Source organism: Tropicimonas aquimaris (assembly GCF_042676185.1).
In the GTDB taxonomy this organism is placed as follows: Bacteria; Pseudomonadota; Alphaproteobacteria; order Rhodobacterales; family Rhodobacteraceae; genus Tropicimonas; species Tropicimonas aquimaris.
On sequence record NZ_JBHTJT010000007.1, the window covers coordinates 537,332 to 557,101 of the forward strand.

Genomic DNA, 19,770 nt, shown 5'->3' on the forward strand with positions numbered 1-19,770 from the left:
CCGGAGAGGGCCGTGGTTGCCGCGAAGCGGGGCCGGTGCCTTCTTGCCAAGAACAGGAAAACGAGCATGCTTGAGCCTCTCAGCCAATCCTATCCCGTGCTGCCACTGCGCGACATCGTGGTCTTTCCCCACATGATCGTGCCCCTCTTCGTGGGCCGGGAGAAATCCGTCCGCGCGCTGGAAGAGGTGATGCAGGACGACAAGCAGATCCTTCTGGCCAGCCAGATGGACGCCTCCGACGATAATCCGTCTTCGGACGGGATATACCAGGCGGGCGTTCTGGCCAATGTGCTGCAACTCCTCAAACTGCCCGACGGTACCGTGAAGGTGCTGGTGGAGGGAATTCGCCGCGTCCGGATCGAGGAATACCTCGAGAACGACGACTATTTCGAAGCCCGCGCCGTGTCGCTCGAGGAGGTTCCCGGCGATGCAGACACAGTGGCGGCGCTGGTTCGCTCGGTCGGCGAGGAATTTGAACGCTATTCCAAGATCAAGAAGAACATTCCCGAGGAAGCGCTTGCCGCGGTGGCGGAGACCCGCGAGGCCGCCAAGCTGGCCGACCTGGTGTCGGGGCATCTGGGCGTGGAAGTGGGCCAGAAGCAGGAGCTTCTGGAGACGCTGTCCGTCGCCGAGCGCCTCGAGAAGGTCTACGGCTTGATGCAGGGCGAGATGTCGGTTCTTCAGGTCGAGAAGAAGATCAAGACCCGCGTCAAGTCGCAGATGGAGCGGACGCAGCGCGAGTATTACCTGAACGAACAGATGAAGGCGATCCAGCGCGAGCTGGGCGACGGCGAGGACGGCTCCAACGAGATCGCGGAGCTGGAAGAGAAGATCGCCGAGACCAAGCTCAGCAAGGAAGCGCGCGAGAAGGCCGAGGGCGAGCTGAAGAAGCTCAAGAACATGTCCCCGATGTCGGCCGAGGCGACGGTGGTGCGCAACTACCTCGACTGGATGCTGTCGATCCCGTGGGGCACCAAGAGCCGGGTCAAGAAGGATCTCGTCCGCGCCCAGGCCGTGCTCGATAACGACCATTACAGCCTCGAGAAGGTGAAGGAACGGATCGTGGAGTACCTGGCGGTGCAGCAGCGCAGCCAGAAGCTCAAGGGCCCGATCCTCTGCCTCGTTGGCCCTCCGGGCGTCGGCAAGACGTCGCTCGGCAAGTCGGTGGCCAAGGCCACGGGCCGGGAGTTCATCCGTATCTCCCTCGGCGGCGTGCGCGATGAGAGCGAGATCCGCGGCCACCGCCGGACCTACATCGGCTCCATGCCGGGAAAGATCATCCAGGCGCTGAAAAAGGCCAAGACCACGAACCCGCTCATCCTGCTCGACGAGATCGACAAGATGGGGCAGGACTTCCGTGGCGACCCGGCTTCGGCGATGCTGGAAGTGCTCGATCCGGAGCAGAACGGCACCTTCGTGGACCATTACATGGAGGTCGAATACGACCTGTCGAACGTGATGTTCCTGACCACGGCGAACTCCTACAACATGCCCGGCCCGCTTCTGGACCGGATGGAGATCATCCCGTTGGCCGGCTACACGGAGGACGAGAAGCACGAGATCGCGCGGCGGCACCTGATCGGCAAGCAGATGAAGAACCACGGCCTCAAGGCCAAGGAATTCGAGCTGACCGACGAGGCGCTGACCGAGATCATCCGGACCTACACCCGGGAAGCGGGGGTGCGGAACCTCGAGCGCGAGATCGCCAAGCTCTGCCGGAAGGCGATCACCAAGATCGTCAAGAAGGAAGCCGACAAGGTGGTCGTGCGGCCCGGGGATCTCGAAGAGTTCCTTGGCGTGAAGCGGTTCCGCTATGGTCTGGCCGAGAAGGAAGACCAGGTCGGCGTCGTCACTGGCCTTGCCTGGACCTCAGTGGGCGGCGACCTGCTATCGATCGAGGCGCTGAAACTGCCCGGCAAGGGGCGGATGAAGACAACTGGCAAGCTGGGCGATGTGATGAAGGAGTCCATCGACGCAGCGAACAGCTTCGTGCGTTCCATCGCCCCGGAGATCGGGGTGAAGCCGCCGAAGTTCGACACGATCGACATCCACGTCCACGTTCCGGAAGGTGCGACGCCCAAGGACGGCCCCTCGGCGGGTGTGGCGATGGTCACCTCGATCGTCTCGGTGCTGACCAAGATCCCGGTCCGCAAGGACATCGCGATGACCGGCGAGGTCACCCTTCGTGGCAACGTGCTGGCCATTGGCGGGCTCAAGGAGAAGCTTCTCGCGGCCCTGCGCGGCGGCATCAAGACAGTGATGATCCCGGAGGAAAACGAGAAGGACCTGCCGGAGATCCCTGACAACGTGAAGGAGGGGCTGGTGATCATACCCGTGGCCCATGTCCGCGATGTCCTGAAGAACGCACTGGTGCGGATGCCGGAGCCCATCGAATGGGACGAGGCCGCCGAGGAAGAGGCCGCCGCCGCCCGTGCCGCCGCCGCCGAGGCAGCCAAGGCCGAAGCGGCTCGCACGGCCCACTGAACCGCCCACTTTTCGGACCTGGGAGGCGCCCCCACAGGGCGCCTCCTTGCTTTCTGAAATATATTCGCGACCAAGAGAGTTCGCTTGGTGCGGCCTCGATCCGCTGCTAGTCAGTGGCAGACAATGGAGGTCTCCGATGGCAGCTCAAGCTCCCGATTCTACCAAATCCAATCCGGCCGCCGACAAGGCGCAAAAGGGCAACGCCGATGTGCGCAAGCCTGATCTGGTTGACCGCGTCGTTGCCGCGACCGGCGCCAAGAAGGCCGACGTGCGCTCGGTGGTCGATGCAACACTGGCCGAACTGGGCAAGGCCCTGGCCAAGGGCGAGACCCTGCAGCTTCCGCCACTGGGGCGCGTGAAAGTGCAGAAGCGCAAGCCCGTCGATGGAGGTGAGGTCCTGCAAGTGCGCCTTCGCCAGGTGGCAGAAGGTGCGGCGAAGCCGAAGCGGAACAAGGAAAAGCCGGAATAACCGACGCCCCCTCTTGCAGACAGGTCGGTCGGGCGGTATGAGGCGCGTCACCGGGTGATTAGCTCAGTGGTAGAGCGCTTCGTTCACATCGAAGATGTCGGGGGTTCAAATCCCTCATCACCCACCATAATTCCAAGGCTCTAGGCGCCATTTGCGAAGTGCTCCCAGGTTCACCGAACCTGGATGCCTCATTTCACGGACCGGAGCCGGGTAAAATCGAGGACTTCGGCGGCGTCTTGCAGATGGTCGGGGGAGAATCGGCCATAGACTTTCTCGGTCATTGCCGTGTTCGAGTGTCCGAGCATTTGCGCCACGCGATCCATTGGAACGCCCGCCTCGACCATGAAGCGCGCGGCGGATCGCCGGACATCGTGAATGGTCACATGGTCGAGATCCGCGCGCTTCTTCGCGGCGTTGAACGCGGTGCGGATCGACTTCACCGGCCCGCCTCCGTGCTCCACGACGAACTCACTGATTGCGGCCTCGTGTGCCGTCTGGAGCACGCCGCGCACCATGCCGTTCATTGGGACGACGGCTCGGCCCTTTCGGGTCATGGCGTCGTCCAGGCGCAAATTGATCTGGCTCCGGTCGAAGTCTACCCGGTCCCACGTCAGATCGAGAATCGCGCCGACCCGGGCGGCGGTTCCGGCCAGGAGCGTGAGGGCCACGGTCGCATGCGGCGCGGTTGTCGATGATATGAGCCGCGCCATTTCCGGGCGGGTCAGGAAGACCTCGCGCGGGGTCGGCTTGTTCGGGCGCTCGATGTAGGGCGCGCGGTCGATCAGGCGGCGCTTCACGGCCCAATTCATGCAGGACCGCAGATGCCCGAGCTCGGTATGCACAGCGCCGACCTTTCGCCCGCTGGCGATCCTCTTCGCGAGGTAGTCACGGCAATCGGTGTCCGTGATCTGGTCCGGCCTCAGCGCCCCGAAGTGGGGCAGAACGGCTTGCCCGGTGTAGCCCATCGTCTTGGCCGTGGGCTTGTTGCCCAGGCTCTCGATGTAGGAGGCCCAAAGCACGGCAACGGTTGCGCCACCTTTCGGCCTGTTCTCTTTCAGGTAGCGGTCGCGCCCCTCGCTCTCCGCTTCCGCTCTGGTGCGTGCCGCAAGCTGATACCGTCGACGCTTTCCGTCTTCATCCCAATAGACGCAGTATCCTCCCCGCAGCCGTCCGATGTTGATGCGCATGTCTCAAACTCCATTACCACCTTCTCAGGGATACGGTAGAGACGCCCCAAGCGGAAATGCGGTATGTCGCCCGATTGGCAGCGGTTCCGAATGGAGGTTGCGCTCACGCCCCATCGTTCCGCGAGGCTTTCGGGCGTGAATGGCCGGCCAGTCTCCATGCTCTCACCTGTCCTTGTCGCTCTGCCGGACGCCCCATGCCGCCACGTCGAGCGGCGCCACATGCCACATGATGCCGTTCTGATCGACCATCAGCCATCCTGCGCCGACTCTCTGCGCATCCGCGACCGCCCGGTCGATCTGCGCGGATTGATTTGCCAGCAAGGCTACGGGATCGAGGTTCGCGCTCATACTGCGCTCGCCTTCCGTTTGCTGTGAGCGAAGGAGAGGAACTCGGGCCGCGGCTTCGGCTCCGCAAGCCACAGATGGTAGAGGCCGCGAAGCTCGTTCTCCTTCTCGGCCTCGCGCCTCGCGGCCTTGTCATCAATGGCGAGCTCGAGCTTGCGGATCGCGTCGTCAACCTGCCCGTCGCGGAGCATCTGGATTGTTTCGCGCATGGTCTTCTCTTGCAGGGTCGCGCGACCACACGTCCCGTCGCATTCATCGACCCAGACCTCAACGTAGGGCATCGTCGTTCTCCAATGTTTTCCCAGGGCCCTGTGGCGCACGCCCGGGGGCTGGGGGATGGAAGGGTACGAGCAATTGCGTGTCGCGGTATGGCGACCGGGCCCCCGTCACCGGTGAACCCCACCTGCAGGGATCTTCACTGGCGCCGGGCCGGAGGCGGGCTTTGCTGCAACGCCAAATCGTCCGGCGACATGTCTTCCTTCCGCTTGGACAGGATCAACAGGCCCTTCTTCACGCTATGATCGAACGCGCCGGCGCCTTCCTCGGTATCCTGCCTCGCCTTCATCCGGTCGAGCACGGTCCGAAGGCTGGCCTCGATGCCCTCCTGCACGATGCCATCCACATTGGGTAAGAACTTCTTGAGGCGCCGATCCTGCTAGACGCGCTCCGTAACGGTGATGTCGGGTTCCCGGTCGAGCATCTTGGGCACGCCTTACAGTTCGACCACGTGGGCGTGGAGAATGGCGATCCGCAGGTCGCCAATTGCCACTTCTTTAGGTAAAGATAGAGCTTTCTTGGCTCATAACCTGAAGGTCGTAGGTTCAAATCCTACCCCCCCCGAAACCAAAATTTCATAACAATATCAAAGACTTAAAGTCTGATCTGGCCGATCAAGTTTGTGATGTCGCGTTTTACATCAACGCCACATCAACATTTGACGAGTCCTCCAGATGGATCCATTGGAGTATTTGGTTCTCGACCCGATCCGGACATGAAGGTGGGTGCGCAAATCATTCCTTCAGTTCCGTCGCTTAGTGTACTGAACGTCCCGGAGCCGATTTCCACGATCAAGATTCGGAATGTCTGTTTCACCGGTCATCGACGGCGTCGGCAAAGTAATGTCTGCGGGTGAACGCCGGAGGGCACAGTACTGCGCGACACCGCTCACCACTTCTTAAGCAGTTGCTTTGATTGAACTAGGCCAAGGTTGAAACGGTCACTCGGGGCTCGCAGCGAAACCGGGGAATTGCGGTCTTGATAGCAACTAGCGGAACAGAACGGGCCCATCGGCGGCACCGCCTTGCACTGTACCACGTTCTTTGCGAGATCGACGTCGGTGGTCGTAGCCTGCCCGATGGATGCGCTCTCCTTCAGCTTGTGCGTGGACAGCGCGAGATTGGCACATTGCGATCCGGTCCTGGATGAGCGGCATCCACCCCAGCTCCATATCGAAAGCAAGGTTCCAAATGGCAGTAACCTCGCCCTGACCCCAAATCGGGTTTACAAGACTACATCTTGTGGGCATCGTTGGCCTGAATACGATTTTGGCAGAACACGAGACCTCCAATCATGTCCAACCCGACCGCCCTGACCCGGCGAACGCTTCTGGCCACTTCCGGTGGAGCTGCGCTGGCGCTACTGGCCGGCCCGCTTGCCGGACAACATGTGTATAAAGAGGTCCACGAGCTCAAACCCAACGAGTTCACCTGGCATCCCGAGCGTCAGCCAACGGGGCCGGTAGCAGTCATCGTGTCGCTGACGGATCAACGGGTCCATGTCTATCGCAACGGCGTTCGGATTGCGGTCTCGACCTGTTCCACCGGCAAGTCCGGGCACGAAACCCCGACGGGAGTGTTCGTGGTCCTGCAGAAGGACCGGAATCACCGCTCGTCGACCTACAACAACGCGCCCATGCCCAACATGAACCGGCTGACGTGGGATGGCATTGCTCTCCACGCCGGGAACCTTCCGGGCTATCCGGCCTCGCATGGGTGCGTGCGTCTGCCGCTGAAGTTCTCGGCCCTGCTGTTCGAAGTTACGCACCTCGGGACGCCCGTCATTATTGCCGACGAGCATCACTTTCCCGTGGACGTAGTGCATCCGGGAATGGTCCTCGCGAGCTATGCCGAGCACGAATTCGAGGATGTCGTCTCAACCCTCGAAGGGCGCAAGCATCCCGCGGACTGGGCCTTGGACGATGCCTATCCGGTCACCACGATGCTTGCGTCCTCGCATGACCGCAAAATCGTGATCATCGAGAACGACGTGGAAGTCGCCTCCGGGGCGCTCGAATGGGACGGTGACCCATTGGGCGCTCATGTCTACGTCCTTCAGGGCGCCCATGAAGGTGCCAAGGGCATGCACTGGCAAGCGCTCACCTATGGCACTTCGCAGAGTGCCGAGATGCAGGATCTCAAGCGGGTGCGCACGGACAAAGCATTTGCTCAGCAGATCCGTCAGTATATTCACCCGGGCATGATCTACATCATGACCGATCTGCCGCTGCATCCCGATAGCCGCTCGCAACGCGACTTCGTGATCATGTCGTGATGGCGCTGCGGACTGGAAAGATGCAGAACCGTTTCAATGCTTTCGCGGCTGTTTTGCTCGCAAGCATCGCTCTTGCGGCCTGTTCGAAGTCGTCGGGCGAGTCCGAGAGCGTCGTTGTATCCGACTTTGTAGAGCAGGAAGCCAATGAGTGATCTATGCCGAATTGCCGGGGCGATCGGACTTGCCGCCGCCGCCTGCTTGTCGCCGACCGCTGGCCGCGCAAGTGACTGGACCATCGTCTCGGTGAACGGGACGGCCGCGACCGGGCAGCCCCAGATCACGCTTGGCGCGGATCGCACTATCGCCGGAAATACTGGCTGCAACAGCTTCACCGGGTCGGCGCGTTTCGAGAACGCCATGCTGGTGGTGGAGGCTCCACTGGCCGTGACGCGAATGGCGTGCTCCGACGATGACCTGGTACGGCAGGAAGCAGCGATCCTGCAGCTGCTGGAGGGGGAAACAGTGTTCACGCATGACCCCTTCACCGGCGCATTCACTCTCTCCCGCGGTGAAGACCAGATGGCGCTGGCCGAATTGGCGGCTTCGGTCTTCGATATAGACTTCGTCACTGTGGACGGACTCAGCGGCCCACTCAACATTCGACAGGCGCCCGGCACGGATGCGCCCTTGGTCACGCGTGTCTTGCCCGGAACGCTCCTGCGAAATCAGGGATGCGAGGTCGGTGACACCTATGACTGGTGCAACATCACTTTTCTGGACGCTTCGGGAACCACGGGCTGGGCCGCGACAGAGTATCTGCGACCCGCGCCTGCCGCGGTTCGGGCGCAGCAGGGGCTTTTCGACAATATTGGTACCCTCGAATGCCGCGGCTCGGTCGAGGGGGAAGTCGCGCTTTGCGACTATGGCGTTGCACGAGACGGCGACCACTCCGCGGTTTTGGTGATCTATGATCCGGACGGCGGCGAGCGCGTCGTGCATTTTGCAGAAGGTGAGCTGGCCTATGCCGAGACCGCCGAAGGCACCGCCTCCGATGCGCAGGGCAGTGAACTATCGGGGGACTTGCTTGTGGTGACATTGGGCCAGCAGACTTACGCAGTGCCTCAGACTGTAATCGTAGGAAACGGGGAATAACACGCCCGCAATGCGGCGAAGAGAAATATCCACCACCTGATCCTCGCAGTCGCAAGCCGGCCCTGAAGGCGTTGCGTGCCGTTCCTCACGCCAGTGGCAGACGTCCGCTGGTAAACAAGGCTGGAGGGAATTTGAGCCGCCTTTGTGGCGGAATTCCCGATCGTCATTGACACCTCTGCCGTCAGCGTTCCCTTTCCTATCCCGAGATACTCAAGGCGTCGGCAAAGGCATGGATTGCCGCGTCCAGATTTTCGGTACCGTAGACGCGAAGTAGACCCAGCTCTGTGGCGCGTTGAACCGTCAGTTCCCCGTCAAGCAAAGCGGCATACACCGTATCTGGCACCAGAACGGTCAGTTCCGTCTCGGCCGCAGGACTTGCATGGTATCGAGCGCCGGTTCGTGGGTCATTGATGCGCATCCATGCCCCGCTTTGGGTCAGCAGGACAGCAAGCTCCGGACCACCAGAAAGTGCGCGCGCAGCAAGGCGCCGCATGTGGGCGACCGCCCGCAAACGGATGACGTAGAGGGCCGCGTGGCGTGCTGAGTTATCCTTCGGCAACTCTGCAATATGTCCGGCATCTATTGCCGCTCTGGTCGCAAGCGCAATTGGAATTGACCCCCGGTGATCAACGGAGAAACCACTGAGATCCAGGGCTTCTAGGGAACAGGACGCGGCTGGTGCAGCTACGAGACTGGCTGCAACCATGATACACAAGGCCGCTCGGACGGGAACCAATGATTGACAGGATCCAGTCATGTCCGGATCACCGTCCTGCAAGATTGATCGTCACTGGCGCGAAATCGAAATAGGATGCGAAGGTAAAGATCGCCTCGGGATCGCCGTCCACCGTCGCCGTGCCATCTTCGATTGCGTCGCGCAGCGTAGCACGTCCAAGGACAAAGTCGTAGATCACCGAGCTTGGTAGGGTCAAAGTCACATCAGCATCTTCGGGCACTTCATCTTCGAACACAGCGACCCCGTTGCGAATGGTAAACCCATGTTCTTCATCTCGGTCGTTGATCATAAAGCCGATGGAAACATCGCCCTCCGCCGCCTTTTCACCGTCGATCTTGACGCGCAGGTTTTCCAGGATCGTCCCAATGCTGAATTGCTGGATGATCACCGGGTTTGCAAAATTGAATGCGCCGGACCTGTCGAGGCTGCCGTCAAGTTCCGCTGCCCCGGAGAGGGCAAAATTGCGATAATAGATGTTCGCCTGATCGTAGCCCCAGGCGCGCATGGCGTCAGCCTTGACCTGACGCGCTTCTTCGTCGGACGGGTCTGCGCGAACCACGTGGGTCGTGATCTCCATAGCCCAGCCATAGTCTTCCGCCTCGATCGCCTGACGGGCGATATCCAGCACCGCATCGCGCCCGCCCATTGCAGAAACGTACAGTTTCGCTCGCCGGTCAAATGCGGGCACGGCCAGTTCCGTGGCATCACCGGAATACCAGCCGAGATACCCGTTATAGACGTTGCGCACGACATGGGCGACGCTGCCGTAGAACTCCTGCAGCCACGGGTCGTTCGCGAGACTTTCAGGAAGCTGGATCAGGTCGACGAGTTCTTCGCGCGTCGCCCCCTTGTTCATCTGCCGGATCGACTGGTCGTGAACATATTGAATCGCGTCACGGTAATTCCGGATGCGCTCCGTTATGAAGTCATTCCCGACCCAGGAGCGCATATGCGAGTGGGTGTAGGCGTCGCTTTGCTCTGCATAGGAGAGCAACCGGTCCACGCCCTTGTACCATTTGACAAGGTCGCGATACTTCGTGCCGCGTAACGTATAGAGATTTGGAAACGTTTCGCCCTGAATGGTTTCTGACCCGTGTACGAGGCGAAGGTCGGGGAAGTAGATGTCGATCTCGTCTTCGGCGTCGCCATAGGCCTCAAAGAGAACTACCTTGACCCCCGACACCTCGACTTCGAGTTCGTCCTCGACAGTGTCGGTCGGGGCATAGAATGAAATTTCTCCGCCCGCGAATGTCGGCCCCAGCCCTGCATGGACCAAGCCCTCGGCGTTCTGTCCAAGGTATGTCGCGCCTCCATAGGCCGTTCGCTCGGTCAGGATTTCGCCTACGACACTGGCATCGTTGGCGAGATACTCCATGAACTGGTGATGGGCGAACACGCGAACACGCCCGCTGTCGACGTCTTCCTGTGTGACCCCAAGGCCAGCCGACCCGAAGGAATGATCCGGATGGCGATGGGAGTAGATGATCGCGGTGACAGGCAGGTCGATGTCGGTCGTGGCTCGGAAGTCCTCAATGATCCGCTGGGACGCAGCGTCGCTCTCTCCCGGATCGACCACGATGAGACCGTCTTCACCGACAACAATCAGGGTCGATGTGAGCTGCCACCCGGCCATCAGAAAGGCACGGCCCTCGACCGGTTCATAGATCGTCTTCGCCATCTGTTGCGCGAAGCTCGTCATGCGAGGATTGATGGAATCGGCGGGTTCGGTGATCGCAAGGTTGTCGAAGGTCGCGCGGACCGGTGCCAGATTCTGAAGGATCGCCGGGTCGGCATATGGCTCGACCTCCTTCGGCACGTTGCGGCTGGCAACTTCAGGGGTCAGCAGGGTTTCGTCAAAAGCCTGCGCTGAAGGCGCAAGAAAAACGACTGCACATGTCGCCAGCAGACAGCCCATCCGGGATCTCTTCTCAAACGTCATCTATCAAAATCTCCTTGTGTCAACGGATCGGGGGACGACGGACGTAGCCGTTTCTTCAGACGATAGTCGCCTCTCCGATTGCTAGCAACCTTGGTGACTGCTGTGAAAATCCTCAACGGGAAGGCGTCTCATTGCGAGATCCGTAGCCTATCTGCGCTCTGGTCAATCAGTCCGCACTGGGCATCTCACACCGTCCTGTCGGGGCATGTCGGCGGCTAGCTCAGATTGTGTCTGTCATGCTTGGCGCCTTCGTACCTCAGCTTGTGCCCAGTTGCGGGGGGTATCCGGGTCTCCGATCAACCGACGTCACTTGAACGTCACGAACCGGCATTGGGGCCGGAGCACTGACCCACCACGGAAACATTGCAGCACTCAGGTTCCCCCTGGTTTGAACACCTAGCGGACGGACTCAGCACCTTCCAACTGTAGGACACGGTATTCGTCATCCTCCACGACGATGAAGAGTTGTTCTCCGTTGAAATCGATTGCGTTCGAAGACGTCATCAGGCGCGCGAACGCGTCACCTCGCGATGGGTCTGGACAGAGCGCCAGCGTCGTCGGGCCCGGGGTCATTGTCAGCATCGAGTCCGCCAGCGTCCAGTCCCCGGTGACGCGGTTGCAATCAGCCTGCATTGTGTAGCTACCATCTTCAGAAAACGTGACTTCGTATTTCTCCGGAGCATTGATCTCGATTTCCTCGAGATCCGCCGTGGCGGCCATCGTCCAGACCCACGGAGTAGATTTAAGTCTGAGGCGTGGATCGGACAACTCGGCGATCACGTCGAACGCGGCATCCATCACAGGGTCTTCGCCGTTGCGGACAGCAGCAAGGGTCTCAAGCGTTACCGGAACGCGGACATCGGGAATGACGCCTGCCGCCTCGAGATTTGGCTGGCTCGAGTCATGGAATGTCGTTCGCCCCGCAGTATATTGGAACGTGATCTCCTCTGGCATTGCGATCCTATCGATGAACCCACCAGCTCCGAGAGACGCATGCTGTCCAACGACTACAGCGCGGTCGAGGAGCTGGAGGTGCTGGGTGAAGTATTCGCAGGCACTGGCACAGCCCTGGTCGATCAGAATGACCAACGGACCGGTGAAAGCCAAATCAGCGCGCGGTGCAAAAAGCGTTCGATCCGCCGCAAATTGTCTGACAAACCCGCCAGCATCCGTATCGTACGCATAAGTATCAAAGGGCTGTTCCGGCATCGGGTCATCTTCTTTGAAGAAGTAAGACGCCATCACCTGGTAGAGTTCGACCAATCCGCCACCGTTACCGCGCAGGTCGAGGATCATGCCGGTACTGCCCGTCTCGGACTCGATCTGAAGCGCCTCTTCGAGCACGGCAATCTTCGACAACATGTGGTCCGAGAAGTTGCGCCAGGACACGATGGCGACACCACCGACGGAGGAGAAATCGATTGGCATCGAGGACCTCTCCGGTTCCGACAGTTCGAAAGGAACCATGTAGTCGCCAGCCGTCATTTGGACGGTTTGAGCGTCCTGATCGCCCGGGTTGCGGAAGGTGAAAGAGACGTCCGCTCCATCGGGAAAGCTGAATAGACGCGGTGCCCTCAGATAAGGCTGCAATTCGGCGACCCCGGTCGCTTCGATCAACGGCAGTGATGAGAGATATTCACTCACAGGCGTGCCATTGACCTCGATGATTTCGGTGCCTTCGGTCCAGCCTGCATCCGCGGCTGGAGAGCTTTCGGCGACCCGGCTCACAACGATCATGTCGCCGGGCGGGATACCCGCGTCAGGGTCGGATACGACCAAGGCCTCCGCACCGATCCCAGCACCGAACCGGGTCAGTTCGAACTCCTGCTTTGCCGAATTGATCGCCTCGTTCAGAAAACCGGCACTGACAGCAGTATGGGTGTCCTCGAAGGACAGTGACATGTCGTTCAGAGCAAGATAGAACTCCCCGGCGTCATCGGCAGCCGCCGCAGCCTCCACATCAGGACGATAGGTCGAAGAGACAGCATCCCAATCGATGCCCCGAAACTCGGAATAGGCGTACCGGGTACGCAGGTGGTCGATCAGCGCGTCGAACGCTTCGACATAGCCGCGGTCTGAGAAGTCGGGAGACGCCGCATCCTCAGCTTCGATCGTATGGATTTCCGGGCGCGGATCGAGTTCGATGATGACTTCGCCATCATCATTCAATCTGGCAACTGACCAGCCCTGTGGCACAACCTGCTGCGGATCGTCCTCGGTGAACCATGTCCCGTCTTCGCCCCATCCGGCCGGAAAGGGCTCGGCGCCATCCTCGGAGAACAGCAGCAGTGCCCCGGTCTCTATAGCACCGGTGGTTTGGTCGAGCAGAATCGAGAACAACCCGCCATACTGTTCGAGCTGCTCTAGATAGCTGTCGGAGGAGAGGTTCGGTGCTGAAACAAGGGTGAAGATGGCCAGCCCCGCACTGCCATCCCCGTTCATGTCCAAACGACCGCCTGGAGGAACGATAGGAAGGTCGATCCGGAATCGACCCTCGCCCGCAAACAGCGGGTCGACAAACCGCCCGAGAACTTGGTCGTCAGCAGCCACAAAGCTGTCGAAGCGACCAGAAACGATGTCGGTAGCATCCAAGAGAGCAACAGAAGGATTTGGCCAGTACTGCGGCTGGAAGATGAAGCTCTCAGAGGAGACAACGCCTTCGACCGAAATTGGCTCGGCATGGGCCACCGCAGTGCTCGCGGCAAGAAGCGCTGCGTATGAAAGGAGCTTTTTTCGTCTCATCTTTTCCTCAAACTTCATTACGTTCAGGCCTTGGGCCGAATATGATCTTCAAATTCGGCCGGTCAGATGCGATGAAAAGACACTTTTCGTGATTGCACCGGCACTTCGACATCATGAGCCAGCTCTCAACTTGGATCAGTCAGATCAGGCTCGGCACGGGGCGAACGCTTTCGTAGCGAGTGACGAACCCGCTAAATTGAACTGCCATTATATCGCCACCTGATCGCTGAGCGCTCTACGGCGATGCAACAACGCCAACGGGCAACTCGCCGTCACAGATGAAGGCGCCTTTTGCTGAAGTTCCCTCAATCTCGAAAGCGTCCTCGCCAGGTACAAAGATCATGAAGAGGGCAATCGCTTTATAAACGACTTCCCCACCTGGTAGGTCCAATTCTTTCCGCAACTGCAGCGTGTTCGTCGTGATCGAGTTGCCCGAAGCAGCTACGTTGGCTGTGCAAAGTCCATCAACACATGACCAGACGTTGTCCTCGATGATGTCTTCTTCACCAATAAAGATCGCGAGGCCATCAGCATCTGCAGCGTCTCGCGCAGCAATTCGCAGGGGGTCTACATTCAGATCGTCGGCCGCTCCAGTGTCACTCCAAGCCATCGCACCGGTGCATTGAACAACGGAACCACCGAACAGCGCCTCCAGTGAATCACTCGCGCTTGCGATTGAAGGAACAAATGAGGCTGCCAAAAGCCACGCTGCAACGATTGGGTGTGTCAGATTGTTCATCCTACGTCCCTTTCACGTGCATGTGTCGAGGCCAAAAAAAGCGAACCGGTCAGAGCAATGAATTGAGAAACATCAGATGATCTGAACGACATGAAGCCAAGTTCTTTCCGGCCTCGACAGCACATAGTCTCGGCGATCCAAGTCAACGTGGGAACCGGATGCCACTGTTGCGTCAGTTGCACGCCGGGTAGTTGGCGCGATCTGCTTCCGTCACATCCACAGGGCATTCGGTCGCGCGATTTGCTTCCGAGATATCCGCCTCTGTCGTAAAGGATTGCTCTTCGACACATCCCGCCAGGGCAGCGAGGATGACGGAAACAGCAAGGGCATTCTTCATGGTCTTTCCTTTGATTTTGGTAAATGTCTTTGTTCCATCCGAGTGACTCAGCAGTCGCCGGGCGGAAGCATGGTTACATCGGAATAGCGGCCATCGGACGTGGTGATGCGTGCACAGGCGCCAGTGCTTCGGTTAAACCAGAAAGCCGTCAGGCCTTCCGTACGAATGAGTTCATATCCAAGGTTCTGAATCCCCATTTCTGCCTGACCGGCACGCGCGCCCTCAAATGCAGACAGGTCACTGCTGCTACCAACGGAGGGTTGACCAACAGTCGGTCCATCTTCCGCGCAAGCGGCGAGCAAAAAAACAGTGGCAGTGGCCAAAACTCTGGTTGTAAGGGTCATCGAAATCGTCCTTTCGTCTTCGTCTCAAAGCGTAACGATTACGACCGGTTGCGCAACCCTTCGCCGACTGCTTGTTCAAGACAGAGCTGGTCGCTAGGGTAAGGGTCAAAACGCTCAGGGAGTTGCATATGTCTTTCAACAAGCTCACCGCTGCAGCAGTCGCTGCGTTGTTCATTGCGTCCCCCGTCGTTGCTGCCGAGCAGGATGCCATCGACGGATGTATCGACCAGTTGAGGGTGGTCGGTGGGCCGGATGGTCAGTCCGGCGAAGTGCTGAGTTCGGAATTTTCAGAAGCAGCGACCTTGGTGATGTTGCGCGACCTCGGCGGCACGACCTGGCGCTGCCTTGCCTATTCCGACGGAACTGTCGAGGAACTGAGCGTCGCGAACGCTGCCGATGATGGCGGGGGAGCCATGGCAGGGGCAACCGATCGTGTGCGCGTCAGTTTCGACGCAGGTACGACCGGGACCGAGCTGAGCGATACGCTGGCGCCGGGCGCTTCGCGACAATTCATCATCGGTGCTGCCGCCGAGCAGGACCTGTACACCCGCGTCGCTGCAGACGGGCCGACGCTGGATTATCAGATCTTTAACCCGGACGGCTCGTTCCTGTTGGAGCGCACCGGCGGCGATCTGGAATATCGGGGCGAGCTTTGGCAGTCCGGCGACCACGTGATCGAAGTTATCAATCGGACCGGGGCAGAGCAGAGCTACAACCTGATCATCGGCATCGAATAACCGTTTGTCACCAGGGAGAAATCGGATTTGGCCACTTCCTTGACCAGCGAAGGTGCCCGCTCGTGCATGAGTTGACAGCGAAATTCTGATGAGACTTTGCAAGATTATTGTCGGACTGTTCGGTTTGCTTTGGCTCCTTGCCATTGCGATCCTTCTCATCGGACAGTTTGGCCTGTTCGGACAAGAGCGCGATCCGCTGGCCGGAGTTTTTCTGGTACCGCTTGGTTTTCCGTGGAATCGCTTCATCGACATCGCACCTGAAGTTTCATGGCCCTGGCTCACCACCGCGATACCGCTGATCAACCTCCTTCTGCTTTGGTCGATCTGCCGCCTTCCTGGAAATAGACACACAAAATAAGGACTGGAGCGCTTCATGAGACCAACACTCAAATGCCTTTCGATCGCCGTTGCGGCTATGGCGGCAAGTCCCGGACTTGCTCAGGAGCAAGTCGCTGAAGCCATTGGCACCGGAATGGGGATGGTCATCGGGCTGACCATTGCGATCGTCGTCGGCGCGATTGTTGGCTGGCTGGCCAGCCTGATCGTCAAAGGCTCCGGCTCGGGGCTGCTGACGGATATCCTGATCGGCATCGGTGGATCGATACTGGCCAGCATTCTATTCCCCGCGATCGGTCTTACCTTCGGTGGAAGCCCCATCGCCGCGATCCTCTCTCCACTTCTCGGGGCGATTATCTTGCTCCTCGTCATCAAGTTGGTTCGGCGCTGATGCAGTCGCTGGATGAATTAAATATGTGGCACAGGAAATATCTCCCTTTGATCTAACGCGACTGTTGCCCGGCAATGCAGAGGCGAAGCCCCTCAGATGCGATATTTGGGTTACTTTAGCCAACCTTTGCCCTCCAGAACGAGGTGTGGTCGGCTGCGAAATACCCATCCGCCGCCCGGAAATACCCCTGCAGCTCGACCGTATCGCCTTTGCCCAGCGCCGCCATGGTCTGGAGCCATAGGGTCGTGGCCTCGGAGACATGCGCGCCGGAGATCTCGCCGAAGGAGCCCTTGATCTCCGTCGAGCCGTTGAGCAGCAGCCGCCCGCGCATCCGGGAGGATGTGCTTCCATTCGTCTTGAACAAGAGCGTGGCACCGAAGAGATACGTGCCATCCGCGGGCGCGACGAAGTAATTGTTGGCCGCGTCGTAGGCGGACTGGTCGTTGTAGTCGGTGTTGTTGATCGCGAGTTTCGTCCAGGTGTCGACGCCGACATAGTTGTCGTAATTGGTGTAGCCCTTGAAGCGGGGAAGGCGCGGCTGCTCGATGATGCCGGTCAGCCTGTCCACGTTGAAGGCGTCGAAGAAGGTGTTGCCATCGTCCGAGACCGCCAGACGGAAATCATCGGAGCCAAAGAGACCGAGCAGTGCCTTCGTCACGTAGCCGACCTGAAGGGTGAGTCCGAGATCGTCGTCCGAGGCCTCCTTGTTCAACGTGTAGTAGAGATCGCCGGTCCCGCCCTCGACCGCGCCCAGCGCCGTCCAGAGCGCGGCGTTCAGTTTCGCCGAGAACGGGTTGGAGGCATCCGCCTCGGTGCCGATCCCAAGCAGGGAAAGGCTCCGAAGCGCGGAGTGGAGGACACTCACCCAGGCCGCGCCATCCCAGACCAGCAGCTCCCGTTCTCCGGGCAAATGGTCCCCCGGACCATTTGCTGACCCGTCGAACTCTTCGATCCATACCCGCCAGCCCGGCCTTGGAGCCAGACGCAACCAGACACCTTCGACCCAATAGGCGATGCTGTTGTCCCAGCCAGACCATTCCCCGGTCGCTCCGGACCCGACCAGAAACCGGTCTCCGTCAGCCGGATCGGAGGGCGGTTCCGTTCGCGCCGTGCCGCGCACGGAGAGATGTACCAGCCCGTCCAGCAGCCGAAGGGACTCGTTCAGGGTGGCGTGTTTCTGCGCCTGGCTGGCTAGCATGTCAATCGGCATTGGATCGTGACCCCGTATCGGCGCCCAAAATTTGCACATTGATGCTTATGATGTCACGACGAGACGCGCTCTGAGTAGGTCCATGTTCGCACGTCCATACATCTGGCGTTTCAGCGTCTTCAGCCGATTGATCTGGCCCTCGGTCTGCCCGTTCGACCATGGTTCCCGCAACGCGGCTGCAACTGCGGCGTAATCGCTTTGGATGCCGCGGGCGAAAGACGCAACCATGCTGTCTTTTGCCGTGTCGAGCCAGGCTGCCAATTCTTCGTCGCGTGCGTTGCGGACCATATCGGTGAACCTGTCTATCAGTATTCGAGTGGCTGCGAGGGTTGGCAACGCAGCTTCGATCCGCGCGACTTGGATCGCATCGGCCCTGCACAGGAGATTCCGTCCCGTGGTCAACAGACGTGCAATCCTGCGGGCGGGCGGTGACTTGCCTGTTCCGGACGGCACCGCTTGCTCGGCGCGACGCTGGCGTGTCGCCCACTCGCCGACAACCCTGAGACTGCCCTGAAACCCATCTGCCCGTAGGCGGCGCCAGAGCTCAGCACCGTTCCGGCAGCCGCCGCTCCATTCCCGTTCCAGCCGCAGCAGCCAAGGGGTTAGGCTGCTCTCCCGGATGCGAAAGACGTCTTCGCGCTCACCACGGATGATCTGGCGGACCAGGCCGCGGCTCAGCCCGGTCAGGTGCACAATCCGTTTGATGGGGACACCATCGTCAGCCATCCTTCGAACTATGCGGTTGGTCCGTTGACGTCGCTGAAAACCCTCGAATTGCAGCTTCTCCGCTGCCGTCAGAAGCTTGGGATCAAGCGTCGTTACCCCGATCGCTTTGCGGATAGCTGGCATGCTTTGCTGCACGGCAGCCAGGAAGGCGGCACTTGCATTCTCAAGCAGATGCCAACGATCGGCGACCTGAACCGCTTTTGGCAGAGCACGTGCGACGGCGCCGCCATAGCCACCATTGCGATCCCTGGCGACGACCTCGATACTCGGACGTGCACGGAGCCACGCTTCCACGGTGGCGAGCTCGCGGTCGGGCAGCAGATCGATTACACACCGCCGTTCAAGATCGCAGATCAGCGTTCCATAGCGTTGTCCCTTGCGCCACGCCCAGTCGTCGATACCGACCACCCGAGGTTCCGCAACGCTCTCCTCGGTTGCGACCCGAGCGCTCCGCAGGAAAGTATCTTTACTCACCGGCAGCAGAAGCCGTTCGGCAAGCGCCTGTGCGGGGCGCCCACCGAGAGCAAGGCCGAGGTGACGCACCAGTCCCTGTAGGCGTGCCGTACGCCGCGCATGTGGCCGGGTGACGGAAGGCGGAAACCGCTCGGCGAAAATCCGGGTAGGACAATGTGTAGCGCGGCAGCGAAAGCGGCGAACCAGCAAGACCAGTTGCACCGCCCGGCCGTGCGCGGGGAGATCGGCTGGTCGGCGACGATACTTGCTGTGAAGATGACGCGAGACAGTGCCGCAACGCGGACAGGTCGCTGATGCGACCGACGAACGAGCGTGAACCCGGATCGTATTGCCATCAAGCTCAACCTGATCGGCCTTTAGCCCTGTCGGAAGAAAACCCTGGCGGGAAAACCATGACGTCATTGGCAACCTCCATCAAAGATTGCCAAAATATAGTGATTTGGACGACCAGCTGCACCAAATGTGCGACAGACCCCAGAATTGACCCCCTCGGATCTGAGCTGGCCCGGCGCTGCGTAGTTCCCATGTAACGCAGCGGCGGCGGGCCAGCGGGGTGCCTTTTGGGCTATGCCCGGGACGCTGGAGGACGGCATCGGGGGCGGCCCAGATGATGCTGAGTGCGATTGCGGTTGCTACGGCGGGAATGAACCAGGGGGCAGATGGCGCGACACCGAAGAAGCAGAGCCCCAATGTGATGGTAGGCGTCCCGGAGAGACTGCAGGCAGCCAACGTATACAGTCACCGCCATATGGGAGATCTTCAGGCTGGCCTGGAAGTAATCTAACGGTTCGCGTTTTTTGTTATCCAAGGACGCTGCCCAGAACCGCACGTAGTTGCATGTCAGGTTTCCTCTGATTTCAGGTCCACCCGGACAGCCCTTCACAAGCCAGATCGAATGCCCGGCTGAGCGCAAGCGAGGCCAGCGTACGCAA

General features: G+C 60.0%; 20 protein-coding genes and 1 tRNA gene. 8 read left to right on the forward strand and 13 right to left on the reverse strand.

Annotation, left to right across the window (positions count from 1 at the left end; all coding sequences use genetic code 11):
- The first annotated feature begins 66 nt into the window (after positions 1–66).
- The 3 genes from lon to ACFQ2S_RS06350 all read left to right on the forward strand — a co-directional run bounded on the left by lon (position 67) and on the right by ACFQ2S_RS06350 (position 3,080).
- Complete coding sequence (lon, locus tag ACFQ2S_RS06340) at positions 67–2,484, forward strand: endopeptidase La (protein ID WP_386073606.1); 2,418 nt, start codon at positions 67–69, stop codon at positions 2,482–2,484.
- Between the two features lie 136 nt (positions 2,485–2,620).
- Positions 2,621–2,953, forward strand: a complete 333-nt coding sequence (locus ACFQ2S_RS06345) for an HU family DNA-binding protein (protein ID WP_386073607.1) — start codon at positions 2,621–2,623, stop codon at positions 2,951–2,953.
- Between the two features lie 52 nt (positions 2,954–3,005).
- Positions 3,006–3,080, forward strand: a tRNA-Val gene (locus ACFQ2S_RS06350).
- 61 nt (positions 3,081–3,141) lie between these two features.
- Here the strand turns inward: ACFQ2S_RS06350 and ACFQ2S_RS06355 are convergent.
- The 5 genes from ACFQ2S_RS06355 to ACFQ2S_RS06375 form a co-directional block, all read right to left on the reverse strand.
- Positions 3,142–3,918: a tyrosine-type recombinase/integrase gene (locus ACFQ2S_RS06355; protein ID WP_386073640.1), complete on the reverse strand. Its 777-nt coding sequence runs from the start codon at positions 3,916–3,918 to the stop codon at positions 3,142–3,144.
- Positions 3,919–4,007: 89 nt separating this feature from the next.
- Positions 4,008–4,361, reverse strand: a complete 354-nt coding sequence (locus tag ACFQ2S_RS06360; RefSeq protein ID WP_386073608.1) for a helix-turn-helix domain-containing protein — start codon at positions 4,359–4,361, stop codon at positions 4,008–4,010.
- Positions 4,303–4,488 carry a hypothetical protein gene (locus ACFQ2S_RS06365; protein WP_386073609.1) on the reverse strand — a complete coding sequence of 62 codons (186 nt, stop codon included), beginning with the start codon at positions 4,486–4,488 and terminating at the stop codon, positions 4,303–4,305. The genes ACFQ2S_RS06360 and ACFQ2S_RS06365 overlap by 59 nt, the downstream gene beginning before the upstream one ends.
- The gene (locus ACFQ2S_RS06370; RefSeq protein WP_386073610.1) at positions 4,485–4,694 is read right to left on the reverse strand and encodes a hypothetical protein; all 210 of its coding nucleotides are present in this window, start codon (positions 4,692–4,694) and stop codon (positions 4,485–4,487) included. Before ACFQ2S_RS06370 ends, ACFQ2S_RS06365 begins: the two co-directional genes overlap by 4 nt.
- A gap of 206 nt (positions 4,695–4,900) precedes the next feature.
- Positions 4,901–5,095 carry a hypothetical protein gene (locus ACFQ2S_RS06375; protein WP_386073611.1) on the reverse strand — a complete coding sequence of 65 codons (195 nt, stop codon included), beginning with the start codon at positions 5,093–5,095 and terminating at the stop codon, positions 4,901–4,903.
- 959 nt (positions 5,096–6,054) lie between these two features.
- On the opposite strand from ACFQ2S_RS06375, the gene ACFQ2S_RS06380 reads away from it, so the two are divergent.
- Complete coding sequence (locus tag ACFQ2S_RS06380; protein WP_386073612.1) at positions 6,055–7,035, forward strand: L,D-transpeptidase; 981 nt, start codon at positions 6,055–6,057, stop codon at positions 7,033–7,035.
- Positions 7,036–7,179: 144 nt separating this feature from the next.
- Positions 7,180–8,127: an META domain-containing protein gene (locus ACFQ2S_RS06385; protein WP_386073613.1), complete on the forward strand. Its 948-nt coding sequence runs from the start codon at positions 7,180–7,182 to the stop codon at positions 8,125–8,127.
- A gap of 196 nt (positions 8,128–8,323) precedes the next feature.
- Here ACFQ2S_RS06385 and ACFQ2S_RS06390 read toward each other — a convergent pair whose 3' ends face one another.
- The 6 genes from ACFQ2S_RS06390 to ACFQ2S_RS06415 all read right to left on the reverse strand — a co-directional run bounded on the left by ACFQ2S_RS06390 (position 8,324) and on the right by ACFQ2S_RS06415 (position 14,964).
- Complete coding sequence (locus tag ACFQ2S_RS06390) at positions 8,324–8,686, reverse strand: hypothetical protein (protein WP_386073614.1); 363 nt, start codon at positions 8,684–8,686, stop codon at positions 8,324–8,326.
- 205 nt (positions 8,687–8,891) lie between these two features.
- On the reverse strand, positions 8,892–10,802 hold the full coding sequence (locus ACFQ2S_RS06395) for an alkyl sulfatase dimerization domain-containing protein (protein WP_386073615.1): 1,911 nt from the start codon (positions 10,800–10,802) through the stop codon (positions 8,892–8,894).
- Positions 10,803–11,198: 396 nt separating this feature from the next.
- Positions 11,199–13,562, reverse strand: a complete 2,364-nt coding sequence (locus tag ACFQ2S_RS06400) for a S41 family peptidase (RefSeq protein WP_386073616.1) — start codon at positions 13,560–13,562, stop codon at positions 11,199–11,201.
- A 217-nt stretch (positions 13,563–13,779) separates the two neighbouring features.
- A complete protein-coding gene (locus ACFQ2S_RS06405) occupies positions 13,780–14,283 on the reverse strand; it encodes a hypothetical protein (protein ID WP_386073617.1) in 504 nt (167 codons plus the stop codon).
- Between the two features lie 172 nt (positions 14,284–14,455).
- A complete protein-coding gene (locus ACFQ2S_RS06410) occupies positions 14,456–14,620 on the reverse strand; it encodes a hypothetical protein (RefSeq protein ID WP_156461686.1) in 165 nt (54 codons plus the stop codon).
- 47 nt (positions 14,621–14,667) lie between these two features.
- The gene (locus ACFQ2S_RS06415; protein WP_386073618.1) at positions 14,668–14,964 is read right to left on the reverse strand and encodes a hypothetical protein; all 297 of its coding nucleotides are present in this window, start codon (positions 14,962–14,964) and stop codon (positions 14,668–14,670) included.
- Between the two features lie 128 nt (positions 14,965–15,092).
- Here ACFQ2S_RS06415 and ACFQ2S_RS06420 point away from each other — a divergent pair, with 128 nt between their 5' ends.
- The 3 genes from ACFQ2S_RS06420 to ACFQ2S_RS06430 all read left to right on the forward strand — a co-directional run bounded on the left by ACFQ2S_RS06420 (position 15,093) and on the right by ACFQ2S_RS06430 (position 16,428).
- The gene (locus ACFQ2S_RS06420) at positions 15,093–15,701 is read left to right on the forward strand and encodes a hypothetical protein (protein WP_386073619.1); all 609 of its coding nucleotides are present in this window, start codon (positions 15,093–15,095) and stop codon (positions 15,699–15,701) included.
- An 88-nt stretch (positions 15,702–15,789) separates the two neighbouring features.
- Positions 15,790–16,059, forward strand: coding sequence for a hypothetical protein (locus ACFQ2S_RS06425; protein ID WP_386073620.1), 270 nt, complete (start codon positions 15,790–15,792; stop codon positions 16,057–16,059).
- Positions 16,060–16,074: 15 nt separating this feature from the next.
- Positions 16,075–16,428, forward strand: a complete 354-nt coding sequence (locus tag ACFQ2S_RS06430) for a GlsB/YeaQ/YmgE family stress response membrane protein (protein WP_386073621.1) — start codon at positions 16,075–16,077, stop codon at positions 16,426–16,428.
- 115 nt (positions 16,429–16,543) lie between these two features.
- Here ACFQ2S_RS06430 and ACFQ2S_RS06435 read toward each other — a convergent pair whose 3' ends face one another.
- Positions 16,544–17,638 (reverse strand): DUF2793 domain-containing protein, encoded by a 1,095-nt coding sequence (locus ACFQ2S_RS06435; protein WP_386073622.1) that lies wholly within the window; start codon positions 17,636–17,638, stop codon positions 16,544–16,546.
- 45 nt (positions 17,639–17,683) lie between these two features.
- Positions 17,684–19,240: an ISL3 family transposase gene (locus ACFQ2S_RS06440; protein ID WP_386073623.1), complete on the reverse strand. Its 1,557-nt coding sequence runs from the start codon at positions 19,238–19,240 to the stop codon at positions 17,684–17,686.
- Positions 19,241–19,770 lie beyond the last annotated feature (530 nt).